The organism is Sphingomonas sp. SORGH_AS_0438, assembly GCF_031453475.1.
Classification (GTDB): domain Bacteria; phylum Pseudomonadota; class Alphaproteobacteria; order Sphingomonadales; family Sphingomonadaceae; genus Sphingomonas.
Window position 1 is genome coordinate 883,702 of sequence record NZ_JAVIZS010000001.1, and the last position, 14,827, is coordinate 898,528.

10 protein-coding genes and 1 tRNA gene are annotated in these 14,827 nt (G+C 68.1%); 6 read left to right on the forward strand and 5 right to left on the reverse strand.

Translation table 11 applies throughout. The annotated features are described in order from the left end of the window. Positions 1-47: 47 nt before the first annotated feature. Positions 48-314, reverse strand: coding sequence for a hypothetical protein (locus QE452_RS04330; protein ID WP_309659870.1), 267 nt, complete (start codon positions 312-314; stop codon positions 48-50). On the opposite strand from QE452_RS04330, the gene QE452_RS04335 reads away from it, so the two are divergent. The 4 genes from QE452_RS04335 (at position 286) to QE452_RS04350 (ending at position 5,050) form a co-directional block, all read left to right on the forward strand. Beyond that, on the forward strand, positions 286-2,964 hold the full coding sequence (locus QE452_RS04335; protein WP_309659869.1) for a bifunctional [glutamine synthetase] adenylyltransferase/[glutamine synthetase]-adenylyl-L-tyrosine phosphorylase: 2,679 nt from the start codon (positions 286-288) through the stop codon (positions 2,962-2,964). The two genes, QE452_RS04330 and QE452_RS04335, sit on opposite strands and share 29 nt — an antisense overlap. Beyond that, on the forward strand, positions 2,961-3,416 hold the full coding sequence (locus tag QE452_RS04340) for a peroxiredoxin (protein ID WP_309659868.1): 456 nt from the start codon (positions 2,961-2,963) through the stop codon (positions 3,414-3,416). Before QE452_RS04335 ends, QE452_RS04340 begins: the two co-directional genes overlap by 4 nt. Beyond that, positions 3,413-4,207, forward strand: coding sequence for a ferritin-like domain-containing protein (locus QE452_RS04345; RefSeq protein WP_309659867.1), 795 nt, complete (start codon positions 3,413-3,415; stop codon positions 4,205-4,207). Before QE452_RS04340 ends, QE452_RS04345 begins: the two co-directional genes overlap by 4 nt. Positions 4,208-4,318: 111 nt before the next feature. Then, positions 4,319-5,050 (forward strand): M23 family metallopeptidase, encoded by a 732-nt coding sequence (locus tag QE452_RS04350; protein ID WP_405052730.1) that lies wholly within the window; start codon positions 4,319-4,321, stop codon positions 5,048-5,050. 142 nt (positions 5,051-5,192) lie between these two features. Here QE452_RS04350 and QE452_RS04355 read toward each other — a convergent pair. Next, positions 5,193-5,269 (reverse strand) — tRNA-Arg (locus tag QE452_RS04355). Between the two features lie 197 nt (positions 5,270-5,466). Here QE452_RS04355 and QE452_RS04360 point away from each other — a divergent pair. Both QE452_RS04360 and QE452_RS04365 read left to right on the forward strand, forming a co-directional pair. Then, positions 5,467-6,171 carry a Crp/Fnr family transcriptional regulator gene (locus tag QE452_RS04360; protein ID WP_309659943.1) on the forward strand — a complete coding sequence of 235 codons (705 nt, stop codon included), beginning with the start codon at positions 5,467-5,469 and terminating at the stop codon, positions 6,169-6,171. 67 nt (positions 6,172-6,238) lie between these two features. Further along, entirely contained in the window at positions 6,239-8,359 is a 2,121-nt protein-coding gene (locus QE452_RS04365; RefSeq protein ID WP_309659866.1) for a M3 family metallopeptidase, read from the forward strand. 43 nt (positions 8,360-8,402) lie between these two features. Here QE452_RS04365 and QE452_RS04370 read toward each other — a convergent pair whose 3' ends face one another. Genes QE452_RS04370 through QE452_RS04380 form a run of 3 tightly spaced genes read right to left on the reverse strand, consistent with a single transcriptional unit; the run spans position 8,403 to position 14,766 of the window. Continuing rightward, positions 8,403-10,211: an alpha-amylase family glycosyl hydrolase gene (locus QE452_RS04370; protein ID WP_309659865.1), complete on the reverse strand. Its 1,809-nt coding sequence runs from the start codon at positions 10,209-10,211 to the stop codon at positions 8,403-8,405. Further along, positions 10,208-11,728, reverse strand: a complete 1,521-nt coding sequence (locus QE452_RS04375; protein WP_309659864.1) for a tryptophan 7-halogenase — start codon at positions 11,726-11,728, stop codon at positions 10,208-10,210. The genes QE452_RS04370 and QE452_RS04375 overlap by 4 nt, the downstream gene beginning before the upstream one ends. Before the next feature lie 53 nt (positions 11,729-11,781). After that, entirely contained in the window at positions 11,782-14,766 is a 2,985-nt protein-coding gene (locus tag QE452_RS04380) for a TonB-dependent receptor (RefSeq protein WP_309659863.1), read from the reverse strand. Between the last annotated feature and the right edge of the window lie 61 nt (positions 14,767-14,827).

Genomic DNA, 14,827 nt, shown 5'->3' on the forward strand with positions numbered 1-14,827 from the left:
TACCGTCCGTTCAAGCTGCTAACCTACACTGCGCTAGGCAAGTCACGTCAGCTATTCAGCCGCGTGCTGCCATTCAGCCGTCGCAACAGGCGCAGCATGTCCTCCGGCGTTGCGACCGTCCCGCCATAGGCGTCGCGCAACGCGGCACCGATCGCGTCGGCCGGGCGGGGCCGCCGAACGATCTGTTCGCCGCCGCTGGTTTCCGCGAGCAAGGAACTGGTGGACATCATGCCATCACAACGTGCGGAGTGGGTCTTCGTTGCGATCTGTGTCAGGTCGGGGGCGATGTTCGAATCGCTGCCGCTGATCGCCAACGATCCCCGCCTGCCGCTCGCCCTGGAGCGGGCGCGCCGTCACTCTCCCTTCCTCGCCCTGTTGGCGGATCGCGAGCCGGCGATCGCGGAGGCGGCGGCGTCCGGTCGGCTCGACCCGGCTCTGCTCGCCTACGACCCGGACCGGCCCGTCGCGCAGGCATTGCGGCGGCAACGGCGGGCGCTGGCCTTGCAGGTGGCGCTCGGCGATCTGGCCGGCGCGCTCGACCTGACTTCGGTCACGGCCGCGCTGACCGATTTCGCGGATGCCGCGCTCGACCGGGCGATTCGTGCGGCCATCGCCGAACGCTATCCGGATGCCGAGCCGATCGGCTTCGCCGCCATCGCCCTGGGCAAGCAGGGCAGCCGCGAGCTCAATTATTCCTCCGACATCGACCCGATCCTGATCTTCGACCCGGCGACGCTGCCCCGCCGCACCCGCGAGGAGCCGGAAGAGGCGGCGGTGCGGATCGCGCGGCGCGCGGTGGAGCTGCTCCAGGCCCGCGACGGTGACGGCTATGTGCTGCGCGTCGACCTCCGGCTGCGGCCCTCGCCGGAAGTGACGCCGATCGCCATCCCGGTCGGCGGCGCGATCGCCTATTATGAGAGCCAGGCGCTGACCTGGGAGCGGGCCGCCTTCATCCGCGCCCGGGCGGCGGCGGGGGATGTGGCGCTGGGCCGGCGTTTCCTCGATTCGATCCGGCCGTTCGTCTGGCGGCGGACGCTCGACTTCGGCGCGGTCGGGGAGATTCGGGCGCTGTCGCACCGTATCCGCGATCATCATGCGCAGGGACAGGCCTTCGGTCCCAGCTATGATCTGAAACGCGGGCGCGGCGGCATTCGCGAGATCGAGTTCTTCGCGCAGATCCACCAGCTGATCCATGGCGGCCGCGACCCCGTGCTCCGCGCGCCGGCGACGCGCGACGCGCTGACCGAACTGGCGATCGCCGGCTGGATCGAGGTGAGTGACGCCCAGGCGCTGGCCGAGGCCTATACGCTGCTCCGCACGATCGAGCACCGCGTCCAGATGATCGACGATCGGCAGACGCATCGCCTGCCCTCGGGCGAGGGCCTGGACGCGGTCGCGCAGTTGCACGGGCTGGCGGATGGAGCCGCGCTGCTCGACCAGCTTCGCCCCTCGGTGCAGCGGGTCGGCCGGGTCTATGACGCGCTCGACGATGCCAAGCGTGCCGGCCTGTCGCGCGATCCGCAGGGATTGAGCGCGGCGTTGGCCGCATATGGGTTCAGCGACGGCGCGGCCGCGGCGCAGCGCATCACGGCATGGCGGTCCGGCCTCTACCCGTCGCTGCGCAGCGCCGCGGCGCGCGACGCGCTGGAGGCGGTGCTGCCGACCCTGGTCGAGGCGATCGGCCATGCCCCCGATCCCAATGCGGCGCTCCGCAAGCTGGACGGCATGTTCGAACATATGTCGAGCGCCATCAACATCTTCCGACTGCTGGAGGCGCGGCCGGGGCTGGCCGACCTGCTCGCCCGCATCCTGGCCCATGCCGTGCCGCTGGCCGACGAACTGGCGCGCCGGCCCGCGCTGATCGACGGACTGATCGACGCCTCCGCGCTCGACGAGGTCGGCGATGTCGCGGCCCTGGCCCAGGCGATGCGCGGCGGCGATGTCGGCGATTACCAGCAGCGGCTCGACCATGTCCGCCGCGTGGTCGGGGAGACCCGCTTCGCGCTCGGCGCACAGATCGTCGCGGGCGCGGCCGATCCGCTGGCGGTGGGCGCAGGCTATGCGCGCGTCGCCGAGGCGGCGGTCCAGGTCCTGGCGGAAGCGACCATCGCGGAGTTCGCCCGTGCGCATGGGGCGGTTCCGGACAGCGAGTTCGTGGTGCTGGCGCTCGGTCGTCTCGGCGGCGGCGTGCTGACCCATGCCTCGGACCTCGACCTGGTCTATCTGTTCACCGGCGATTTCTGGGCCGAGTCCGATGGGCCCAAGCCGCTCGGCGCGACCCTCTATTACAATCGCCTGGCCAGCCGGATGACGGCGGCGCTCTCTGTGCCGACGGCGGCGGGGCCGCTCTATCCGGTCGATACACGTCTGCGGCCCTCGGGCGGGCAGGGGCCGCTGGCGGTGTCGCTCGACAGCTTCGCCCGGTATCAGCGCGAGGAGGCCTGGACCTGGGAGCATATGGCGCTGACCCGCGCCCGGCCGGCGTTCGGTTCCCCCGCCGCCCGCGCCGCGACCCAGGCGATCATCGACGCGGTGCTCGCCGGGGATCGACCGACCCGCGACGTGGTCGACGAGGCCCGGTCGATGCGCGCGGAGATGGCACGGCACAAGCCGGCGGCGGGGCCGCTCGACGTCAAGCTGCTGCCGGGCGGGCTGGTCGACTTGGAGTTCGCGCTCCATGCCCGCCAGTTGCTGCGTCATGACGGGTTCGACCCCAATCTGGGCCGCGCGGTGGAGCGGATGGTCGCGGCCGGCCTCGCGCCGGAGGACCTGCCCGCCGCCTATCGCCTGCTCGCCCGGCTGTTGATCACGATGCGACTGGTGGCGCCCGACGCGGCCGAGCCGGCGGAGGCGACCCGCGCGCTGATCGCCCGTGCAGTCGGCTGCGACGACTGGGCGCACATGGTTGCGGAGATGGCGGTCGCACGGCAGGAGGTCGCGACCTGGTGGGAGACGATCGCATGACCAAGATTCCGGCGGTGACGGTGGAGGGGCAGGACGGGCCGATCGCGCTCGACCGAGTCGGCGTGCCGCTCGTCGTCTATTTCTATCCCAAGGACGATACGTCCGGCTGCACGCGCGAGGCGCAGGATTTCACCGCGCTGGCGGCGGACTTCGCCCAGGCGGGTGTCCGTGTGATCGGCGTGTCGAAGGACAGTCTGGCCGCCCATGCCAAATTCACCGCCAAACATGGCCTGGCGGTGGAACTGGCCAGCGATCCCGACGGCGTCGCCTGCGAGGCATTCCGTGTATGGGGCGAGAAGAAGCTCTACGGCAAGACGTACATGGGCATCGAGCGCGCGACCTTCCTGTACGACGCGGACGGCATGCTGGTGCGCGAATGGCGCAAGGTGAAGGTGCCCGGCCATGCCGAGGCGGTACTGGCGGCGGCGCGCGACCTGGCCGCCTCCGCATGACGACGATCGCCGCCGCCTGTCGCCAGGTGCTGGATGCGGCCGAACCGCGCGACAAGGTGCGGCTGGCGCGCGCGGCGGCGCGGGCGTGGAAGCGCGGGGATCTGGCGGCGCGGTTCGACGTGGCGATGCCCGACCAGCCGGCGCGGCCCGCCCGGCCCGAACTGCTGCCGCCGAACCGGATGCCCAAGCGCGGGCGCGGTGGATCGGAGCGGGGGCGGATCGCGCTGCTCCACGCATTGGCCCATATCGAATTCTCCGCCATCGACCTGGCCTTCGACGCGGCGGGGCGGTTCGGCGCGCAGTTCCCGCGCACCTATGTCGACGACTGGCTGTCGGTCGGCGCGGACGAGGCGATGCATTTCGCCGTTCTCGATCGCCGGCTGAAGGCGCTCGGCAGCCAGTACGGCGCGCTGCCGGCTCATGCCGGCTTGTGGGAATCGGCGGCGGAGACGGCGCATGACCCGGCGGCGCGGCTGGCGGTGGTGCCGATGGTGCTGGAGGCGCGCGGCCTGGACGTGACGCCGGAAACGGTCGCGCGATTCGAGGCGGCGGGAGACATGGCCTCGGCGCGAATCCTCCATCGCATCTACACCGACGAGATTCGCCATGTCGGATTCGGGGCGAAATGGTTCGGCTATCTCTGTGCGAATGCCGGCATTCCGCCCGCGCCGGAGTGGCAAAGGCTGGTAGGCAGATTTTTCCGCGGTGTGATTAAGCCTCCGTTCAACGACTCGGCGCGCCAGTCTGCCGGTCTGACGCGGGACTTCTACGGGCCTATTGCCGCGCGCTGATACATCGGGTCACAAGGCGGGTGTTCGGCGAGCGGTGGGGCTGCAAGTCGTTCAGGTGTTCCGAGCCGGTTCGCGGGATAACGCGGACGCGGCGCTTCGCATTGGGGTTCGATGACCAATTCGCTTCTGTCGGCCGCCGTCCTTCGCGCCGGTGCCCGCCGTTCGATGATGATCGCCGCGCTGCTCGGCATCGCCGCCACCGGCACCGGCCATGCCGCCGAAGCGCCCGCCGCGCCGTCGGCTCCGCCCTCGGGGGGCACCTTCATCCCCGCCGCCAGTGCCGAGGCGCTGGCCGACCTCAAGGCGGATGCGCAGTTCAAGTCGCTGTTCCAGACCTGGAAGAAGCTGGACCAGGGCGGCAACGGCGTCATCGCCATCCCCTCGGTCCAGCCGGTCACCAGCCTGAAGTTCACCAGCAATTTCGGCATCCGCAGCGACCCGTTCCGGGGCACCGCCGCGATGCATGCCGGCGTCGACATTCCGGGGCCGACCGGCACGCCGATCTACGCCACCGCCGATGGCATCGTCGATCATGCCGACCGCTTGGGCGGCTATGGCAACATGGTCGAGATCAACCATGGCAAGGGCATCGCGACCCGCTACGGCCATCTGTCCAAGATCATCGTCCAGAATGGCGCCCGCGTTCATCGTGGCCAGCTGATCGCGCTGATGGGCTCGACCGGCCGTTCGACCGGCCCGCACCTCCATTATGAGGTCCGGATCGACGGTCATGCGGTCAACCCGATCCCGTTCCTGACCACCGCCGACTATCTGCTCGCCTCGCAATCCGCGACCGTGCACCAGATTCCGGTGTCGACCGAGGGTCCGGCCGCGCAGGACTGAGCGACGCTCGATCGTCCTGCCCCGCCCGGGGTAATGTCGCGAAACTCGACTGATCGATCCCGCTAACGTCGGTGTGGAACGTAGGGATCGGGAGCGTCTCTCCGCCGAGCGGGGCGAGGACGTGACTCGGTCACTTAACCGGTGGTGATCCCGCCCGGATTCGAACCGGGGGCCTTCCGCTTAGGAGGCGGACGCTCTATCCTGCTGAGCTACGGGATCCGTGCCGGACATGGCTGGGATTAGGCGCGCGCGGGGGTGAAATCAACCGGCTTGGAACGGCCGGCGTCTCGGTCGTTACCCTTGCGGAACAGAAGCGATGCCCGCGCCGTTTTCCAAGACGGATCGGGGGAGGCGAGAGGATATTGGTGGACGGGCAGGTCACAGCGAAATTCCTTCTCGGTCGACGCCGCGACCAGATGGACCCCGACGATATCGCGGTGCTCGAACGCTCGGTCAGCGCCATTCGCGACCTGCCGACCCGGCGTACGCTCGTCCGGGCCGGGGAACCGGTGGCGGAAAGCACATTGCTGCTGGAGGGCATATTGTGCCGCTACATGGACGACCGCGCCGGGCACCGGCAGCTGGTCGCCATCCACATTCCCGGCGACTTTGTCGACCTGCACGGCTTCCCAATGGGGCGGCTGGATCATGACATCGCAACGATCGGCCCTGCCAAGGTCGCGGCCTGGAAACACGGCGTGCTGGAGGACATCCTCGCCCCCCGGCCAAAGCTGCAACGGATGCTGTGGTTCTCGACGCTGCTCGACGCGGCGATGCACCGCGAATGGATATTCCGCCTGGGCCGATTGGGCGCGGACGGCCGCATCGCCCATCTGATCTGCGAGCTGGAGGAGCGGCTGGCCATGGTCGGGCTGAGCAGCGGCGGCACCTATAGCCTGCCGCTCATCCAGGCCGACCTGGCGGAGGCGAGCGGGCTGACCAACGTCCATGTCAATCGCGTGCTGCGATCCTTGCGCGAACAGGAACTGATGCTGTTCCGTGACGGCATGGTGACCATCCTCGATCGTCCCCGGCTGCGCGCGCTGGGTGAGTTCGAGCCCGGCTATCTCTATGGCAATCATCCGGAAAAGGTGGCCGAGGCGCTGGCGAGAACGGCATAAGAGGCTTTCGCCCCGCCGTTCCTCGCCTATGCTGGTGCTTCCGTGATCCGGGAGTATCAGACCGATAATGCGTAGCTTTCTGACGGTGGCCGGTGCCGCCACCCTGCTGGCCTCTTCCGCCCTGGCCCAGGGGCCGGCGGCGCCGACCGCCAATGCCGCCGCCAATCCGCTGCTGGCCGACTGGACCGGTCCCTATGGCGGGGTGCCGCCCTGGGACAAGGTGAAGCCCGAGCTGTTCCCCGCCGCCTTCACTGCCGCGCTGGCCGAGCGCCGCGCCGATTATCGCCGCATCGCCGACGATCCGGCGGCACCGACCTTCGCCAACACTTTCGTGCCGATGCAGCTCGCCGGGCAGCGATTGGGCCGGGTGATGACGCTGTTCGGCGTGATGACCGGCAATATGAACACGCCCGCCTATCAGGCGCTGGACCGCGAATGGTCGCCCAAGCTGGCCGCGGCGTCCGACGAGATCACCTTCGATCCCAAGCTGTTCGCCCGGATCGAGACGATCTGGAAGGCGCGCGCGACCAGCGGCCTGACCGCCCAGCAGCAGCGGCTGGTGACCCGCACCTATGACAGCTTCGTCCGCCAGGGCGCGAAGCTGAACGCGGCGCAGAAGGCGGAATTGTCCGCCTTCAACCAGAACCTCGCGATCAACTTCTCCGAATTCTCGCAGCGTCTGCTCGCCGACGAGGGGACGGCGACGATCGTCACCGACGAGGCACGGCTCGCCGGCCTGCCCGACAGCGTCAAGGCGGTGGCCCGGGCGGCGGCGCAGGAGCGTGGGCAGGCGGGATGGGCGATCGTCAACACCCGCTCGGCGGTCGATCCGGTGCTGACCTTCGCACAGGACCGCGCCTTGCGCGAGCAGGTGTGGCGCGCCTTCGTCAAGCGCGGCGACAATGGCGACGTCAACGACACAAAGGCGACGATCGCGCGCATCGTCCGGCTGCGCGCCAACCGCGCGCATCTGCTCGGCTTCAAGACCCATGCCGACTGGCGGATGCAGGACACGATGGCCAAGACGCCGGCCGCCGCCATGGCGCTGATGATGCGCGTCTGGCCCTATGCCAAGGCGCGCGTCGCCGAGGAGGTCCGCGACATGCAGGCGATCGCGGACAAGGAAGGCGCGAAGATCCGCATCGAGCCTTGGGACTATCGCTTCTACCAGGAGAAGGTGCGCAAGGCGCGCTACGACCTCGATCAGGCGCAGTTGAAGCCCTATTTCGAGCTCAACAACATCATCCAGGGCTCACTCTACGCCGCCAACCGGCTGTATGGGCTGGAGTTCAAGGAGATCACCGGCACGGTGCCGGTGTTCGAGCCGAACATGCGCGTCTGGCACGTCACCCGGAACGGGCAGGAGGTCGGCCTGTTCTACCGCGACGATTTCGCCCGCACCGGCAAGCGGTCGGGCGCCTGGGCCAATACCTATCGCGGGCAGCGCGGCCTGCCGCCGGCGCAGATGGTCCTGTCGTCCAACAACAACAATTTCGCCAAGGGCGCGCCCGGCGAGCCGATCCTGATCAGCCTGGACGATGCGCAGACGCTGTTCCACGAGTTCGGCCATGCCATCCATGCGATGCTGCAGAATGTCTATTATCCCGGCTTGGCCGGCACGCCCCGCGACTTCGTGGAATATCCCAGCCAGGTGAACGAGCATTGGCTGCTGACCCGCGACGTGCTCGACAAATATGCCCGCCATTACCAGACCAAGCAGCCGATGCCGCAGGCGCTGCTCGACAAGATCGAGGCGTCGAAGACCTTCAACCAGGGCTTCGCCACGACCGAATATCTGTCCTCGGCGATCGTCGACATGAAGCTGCACACGGTACCGGACGGGATCGTCGATCCCGCCGCCTTCGAGGCGACGACGCTGAAGGAGATCGGGATGCCGGCGCAATTGGTGATGCGGCACCGCCTGCCGCAGTTCAATCACCTCTTCTCGTCCGACGCCTATTCGGCGGGCTATTACAGCTATCTCTGGTCGGAGACGATGGACGCGGACACCTTCGCCGCGTTCGAGGAGGCGGGCAGTCCGTGGGACAAGGCGACGGCGGACCGCTTCGCGCGCGTTCTGCTGTCGACCGGCAACGAGACCGACCGGGCGGAGGCCTATCGCGCGTTCCGGGGCCGCGATCCGGACATCCAGGCGCTGCTGAAGAAGCGCGGCTTCTCCGCCAAGTGATGCGTCGGCTCCTCTTCCATGCGGGAGAGGAGCCGCTCGGTCCTCAGCGGGAAGGGGAGGCCGAACACACCGCATAGCCGAAGGCGGGCAGTGTCATGGTCAGGCTGCCCGGCGCGGCGGCCGTCGCTGGACAGGGGCCGGCAAGCGTCGTGAAACGCTCTGATTTCACCTCCACCTGCACCGCCTGGGTGATGGGCGTGGCGGCGGTGTTGAAGGCGATCACCACCTCATGCCCGTCCGTGGAATCGAAGCGCGAGACGGCGAACAGGCCGGGACCATCGCCGCGCTGGCGCGTCACCTGGCGGCCGCGGGTCAATGCCGGCGTGGCGGTGCGCAGCCGCGCGAGGCTGGCGATCGTCCGGTAGAGGGGATGATCCGGCTGGAAATTGTCCTGGGCCGTGGTGCGGGTCGTGCCGACCAGGCGGTTGTCGTTATAGCTGGCGACGCGGCTGGCGAAGAGATCCTCGCGCGCGTCCTGGTCGTTGCCGTCGCCGGCGAAGCCCTGCTCGTCGCCCGAATAGAGCGTCGGCACGCCGCGCAGCGTCAGCAGCATGGCATGGGCCAGTTCGACGCGCTTCAGTACCTCCGCGTCCGGGGCATTGGGATTGCCCAGCCGCACCCAGCGGGCGAAGCGGCCCTGGTCGTGATTGCCGAGGAAGGTCGGCAGGATATCGGCGGTCGCCTCGCCCTTGGCATAGAGCACGTCGCCTTCAAACAGGTCGGCCATGACGCTGGTCGGCTTGTTCTCCGCCACCACCTGCATCACCGCATTCTGAAAGGCGAAGTCGAGCACCGCCGGATAGCCGGCGATCTTCGTCCAGCGCGCCAGATAGCCCGGCTCCATCCCCGCCGTCACTTCGCCGAAGATGTGGAAATTCGGAATGCCGCGCGCGGCGGCGCGGGCCTGCATCGCCGGCACGAAGCTGCGCCAGAATTCCGGGTTCACATGCTTGGCGGTGTCGATGCGGAAGCCGTCGATGCCGAACCGGTCGATCCAGCCGCCATAGATGTCGATCATCCCGGCGATGACGCGCGGGTTCTCGGTCATCAGATCGTCCAGCCCGGAAAAGTCGCCGGTCTGCGAGCTTTCGTTGCGGAACAGCGTATCGCCGCGATTGTGATAGTAGATCGGGTCGTTGAGCCAGGCCGGCACCTTCATTTGTCGCTCGGCGGCGGGGACATAGGGGGTATAGGCATAGGTCGGGTCGGTCAGCCGCGCAAAGTTCTCCGCCGTCTGCACATCGTCGCCCAGGAAACCGGGGTTGATCGCCTTGCCTGCCATGCCGCCCTTGCGTCGATAGGGGTAGGTGGCGCGGTCGCGATACGGGCAGGGCTTGCCCTCGCCGCATTCCCGGTACTGGATCACATCGGCGGTGTGGTTGGCGATGATGTCCATATAGACCTTCATCCCGCGCGCATGGGCCGCATCGACCAGCGCGCGGAAATCCGCATCGGTGCCGAAATGCGGATCGACCCGGGTGAAGTCGGTGATCCAATAGCCGTGATAGCCGGCGGACTCCTGGCCCTTGCCGCCCTGAACCGGCTTGTTCTTGAAGATCGGCCCGACCCAGAGCGCGGTCGCGCCCAGGCCCTGGATGTAATCGAGCCGGCGGATCAGCCCCTTCAGGTCGCCGCCATGATAGAAGCCCTTGGCGCTCGGATCGAAGCCGGTGGCCAGCCGATCGCCGGTCAGGCCGCCGCGATCATTGGCGGTGTCGCCATTGTCGAACCGGTCGGGCAGGACGAAATAGATGACCTCATCCTGCGGCAGGCGCTGGCGATAGTCCTGCGCGGCGGCGGGGACGGCCCAGCTTGCAAGGGTGGCGACGGCGGCGAGCAGGGCGGTCTTCATGCGGTTCGGCTTTCGGTGGGGGGCGGGGCGGCGCAATGGCGCGCGACGAATTCGGCATGGTCGGGCAGGCGGGCGGCGACCGCTTCGGCATGGCGGGCGGCGATCGCTACCAGCGCCTCGCGTTCGGCCGGGGGCAGGGCGGCGACCAGCGGTGCGTGCTCCTGCGGCACGATGCCCTGGCCGATGAAGATCTGGAGCCAGCCGACCTCGGTGAACAGTTCGTCGCCCTGACGGAGGATGTGGCCGGACTCGCGGAACAGCTCGATCCGTTCGACCAGGCTGTCGGGGATCGGTGCCGCGCGCCGCGCGCGCCAGAAAGGCTCGTCGCGTCCATTGGCATAGTAATGGAGGATCAGCGTATCGCGGATCGCCACCCACTCCGCCTCGCTGCGCCGGTTGAAGGCGGCGATGCCGGCGGGGGCGAAACGGCGGTCGGGCCAGAATTCCAGCAACCGCGCGATGCCCGACTGGACCAGATGGATGCTGGTCGATTCGAGCGGCTCCATGAAACCGGCGGCCAGCCCCAGGCTGACGCAATTGCCGATCCAGGGCCGGCGGCGGCGACCGGTGGTGAAGCGCAAGGGCCGGGGGTCGGCCAGCGGCGGACCGTCCAGATGCCCGAGCAGCAGCTCCGCCGCCGCATCGTCGGACAGGTGGCTGGAAGCATAGACCAGCCCGTTGCCGGTGCGATGCTGGAGCGGGATGCGCCATTGCCAACCCGCCGCACGCGCGGTGGCGCAGGTGAAGGGATGGAGCGGCGTGGTCCGCCCAGTCGGCACCGCCAGCGCGCGGTCGCAGGGCAGGTGCGCGGACCAGTCGTCAAAGCCGCTCGCCAGCGTCTCCTCGATCAACAGGCCGCGAAAGCCGGAGCAGTCGACGAACAGGTCGCCCTCGACCCGGCGCTCGCCCTCCAGCCGGACGGCGGCGATCCGGCCGGTGTCGCCGTCGCGGTCGACGCCGATAACGCGCCCCTCGATGCGCGCCACGCCACGCGCCTCGGCATAGCGGCGCAGATAGGCGGCATAGAGGCCCGCGTCGAAATGATAGGCCCAGGCAAGGCCGCTCGGCAGGTCCGGTCGGCCGGGGTCGGGCGCGAACCGGTCCGCCCGTGCCGCCCGCGCGCTGGCCGAACAGTCCCACAGCTCGGTGGTGCCGCCGGCTTGGCGATGCGCCAGCCAATAATGGTGGAAGGGCAACAGCCCCGCGCCGCGACCGATCGTGCCGAAGGCGTGGATATAGCGGCTGTCCGGCCCGGTCCAGCCGTCGAAGCGGATGCCCAGCTTGAAACTGCCGCCGGTCGCGCGGACGAAATCGGCTTCGTCGATTCCCAGCGACTGGTTGAACAGGCGAAGCTGCGGGATCGTCGCCTCGCCGACGCCGACCGTGCCGATCGCATCGGACTCGACCAGGCGAATGGCGGTGCCCGGCGGCAGGAAGCGCGCGAGCGCCGCCGCCGCCATCCAGCCGGCGCTGCCGCCACCGACGATGACGACGCTGCGGATGGCGGCGGCGGTCATGGCCTGTCCCGTCCAGTGACCGCCCGAGGGGGCTTTCGGGCGGTCGCCATGGATCAGAACTTCATCGTGAAGCCAGCGAGATAGCGGCGGCCATAGCGCTGATAGTCGATGATCTGCAGGTCCTGGCCCGGATTCTGGGTCACGAACGGCGTGTTGGTCAGGTTCTGCCCCTGGAGATAGACGGACAGGCCCTGGAGGAAGCCGTTGCTGAAATCGTAGCCGATCTGGCCATCGACGATCAGCTCGCCGCGCGCATTGCGGTTGACCCGGTTGGCGGCCAGGCCCGACACCTCGCCGATGAAGCTCGACCGGTAGCGGACCGAGCCGCGCGCCGAGAAGCCCCATTTCTCGAAATAGGCGGTGCCGTTCGCCACCCAGCGCGAATAGCCGGGCAGGTCGGCGGCGGTCGCGCCTGGATAGGCCACGATCTCCGACTTGGTATAGGAGCCGCCGCCGGTCACGCCGAACCCGTCCAGGAAGCCCACCACCTCGCCCAGCGGCAGCGTGCCCGCCAGCTCGACGCCGTAGAGCTGCCCACCCTTGACGTTATAGGGCTGGGTGATGACGCCGATCGGCGAGACATAGTTGGGGGCGTTGGGATTGGTGGTCTGGAACCCGCCGCTCGCGCTCAGCGGCAGGCCGGTATAGTCATAGACCTGGTCCTGGAGATTGCGGTCGACGACATAGTTGATCAGCTTCTTGTAGAAGAACTGCGCCGCCAAATAGCCCTTGTTGCCGAAATACTTCTCGAACGTCAGGTCGGCGGCATTGGCGCGGAACGGGCGGAGGAAGGGGTTGCCGCTGCTGCCCGCGATGATCCCGCGGGTCTGGTCGACGCCGTAGGACAGGCCGAGGCGCATCGAGTCCATGCGCGGGCGCATCACCTGCCGCGCCAGCGCGGCGCGGATGACGAAGTCGTTGGCGGTGCGCAGCGACAGGTTGAGCGACGGCATCACGTCCCAATAGTCCGCGCCCTGCCGGATCGGCACGATGCCGGTATTGGTCGGATCGATATAATAGCCGCTGGTATGCTGCGAGGTATTCACCGCCTGCACGCCGATATTGCCGGTCAGCTGAGCGCTGCCGATATCCTGCCGGATATTGGTCTGCAGGTACATCGTCATCAGGTCTTCGCTGATCGAATAGGCCTTGGCGCGGACGTCGTTGTTCGCGTTGTTCGACACCAGCCGATAGACGCCGCCGTTCAGCAGGTCATAGGGATTGTAGCTGATCACCGGCCCCAGCCCCAGATAGGTCTGGTCACTGGGCGTCTTCAGATACTGGCTGGGCACCGGCTCGATCACATTGCCGCTGGCGAGCTGGACCAAGGCCTCGTTCGGGGTCAGCGACTTGTCGTGGTTGGTGTAGTTCACGCCCGCCTGGACGCTGGAGAAGAAGCTGTCCTCGATCTCCTTCTCCACCTCGGCGCGGTACTGCCAGATGCGGTCGGACACGGCGCGGTCGTTGAAGTAGCCGGCCTGCACGTTCGATCCGCCCCAGCCGAGTGGGTCGGTGAGCTGGATCAGGTTGGGGTCGGAATAGTTGAGCGTCGGGCTGAACACCGTGCCCTTGGTCGAGGAGACGAAGCCGATCGTGTCGGTCGCGCCCAGTGCGCGGCCATAGCCGGTCCCGGAATAGGTCTCGAAGATCGTCTCGTTGCGCTTGGTCTTGGAATAGCTGAGGTCGAAGGTCGCGTTCCAGCCGTCATCGCCCTTATACTGGTTGTTCCAGCCAAAGGCGTAGAGCTTGGCGTCGCGATCCTCGCGATTGTTGCGGATCACGCCCTGCACATTGGTGAAGGTGCCCGACACATAGGTGCCGTTGGCGATCTGGCCGGTCGCGGGGTTGAAGCGCGCGCCGGTGTTCGCCGGATCGGTGACACCCAGACCGTTCTGCCCGTCGAAGCCGAGCGGCAGTTCGATGCCGCGCTTGATCGCGTGATCCTGGAAGTCGGAATAGAAGCCGTCGATGGTCGTGGTGAAATTCTCGACCGGGCGGAATTCCACCGTGCCGGTCAGGCCCAGGCGGCGCAGCGTGTTGGACGTGATGTACGACTTCGATCCGCCGATCAGCGCGGCGTTGCTGGGGCCGGCGGTGCCATAGCCCCAGGCGTTGAACTCCTGCGTCTGGTACGGCTCGTCGGTATAGCTGGCGGCCAGCGCGACACCCAGGCGCTTGTCGAGGAACTGGTCCACATAGGTGCCGTTGACGCGGTAGCCATATTGCTTGGAGTCGGCGTTGAGCTTGCCGATGTCCGCATCGACGCCGCGCGCACCGATCGAGATGACGCGCCGGCCGAATTCCAGCGGGCGGATGGTGCGCAGATCGACCGTGCCCGACAGGCCCTGGCCGATCACCGAGGCGGTGCCGGTCTTGTAGACGACGACCTGGTTCACGACCTCGGCCGGATACTGGTCATATTCCACCGCGCGATTGTCGCCGGTCGAGGTCTGCTCGCGGCCGTTGAGCAGGGTGGTCGAGAAATCGGGCGCGAAGCCGCGGATCGAGATCGAGTTGGAGCGGCCCTGGATGCGCTGCGAGGTCAGGCCGGGCAGGCGCGCGATCGATTCCGCGATCGACGCGTCGGGCAGCTTGCCGATATCCTCGGCCGAGACGGACTCGACGATCTGGTCGCGGTTCTTCTTCTCGGCGACGGCATTTTCCAGGCTGCGGCGGAAACCGGTGACGACGATGTCGGCCTGTTCGGGCGAGGCGCCCGCGTCCGTCGCGGCGGCGCCGGCGGCCTGGGCGACCGTCTCGTTGGTCGCGGGGGTGATGTCGCCGGTCTGGGCGGCGTTGGCGGCCTTGCGATCCTCGGCGCTGCCGGCCTCATTGGGATTGGCGGCGGTGGAGGAGCTGGCGGCGGGATCGGGCACCTTGCTGCCGGCGGACACCTGCGCCGCGTCGGGCAGGCTGGTCTGCGCCATCGCGCCGGTGGTGCCGATCAGCAACAGGCCTGCGCCCAGCGCCGCGCCGCTCACCGAAAGCTTCAGGATGGTGCGCGCCGACACGGTCGACGCACGGTTCGAACCGTACATGAATCTCTCCCCAAAAAGCCCCGTTTGCGTCTGACGCGCCGTGGGCCGGATTTCTGTTTCC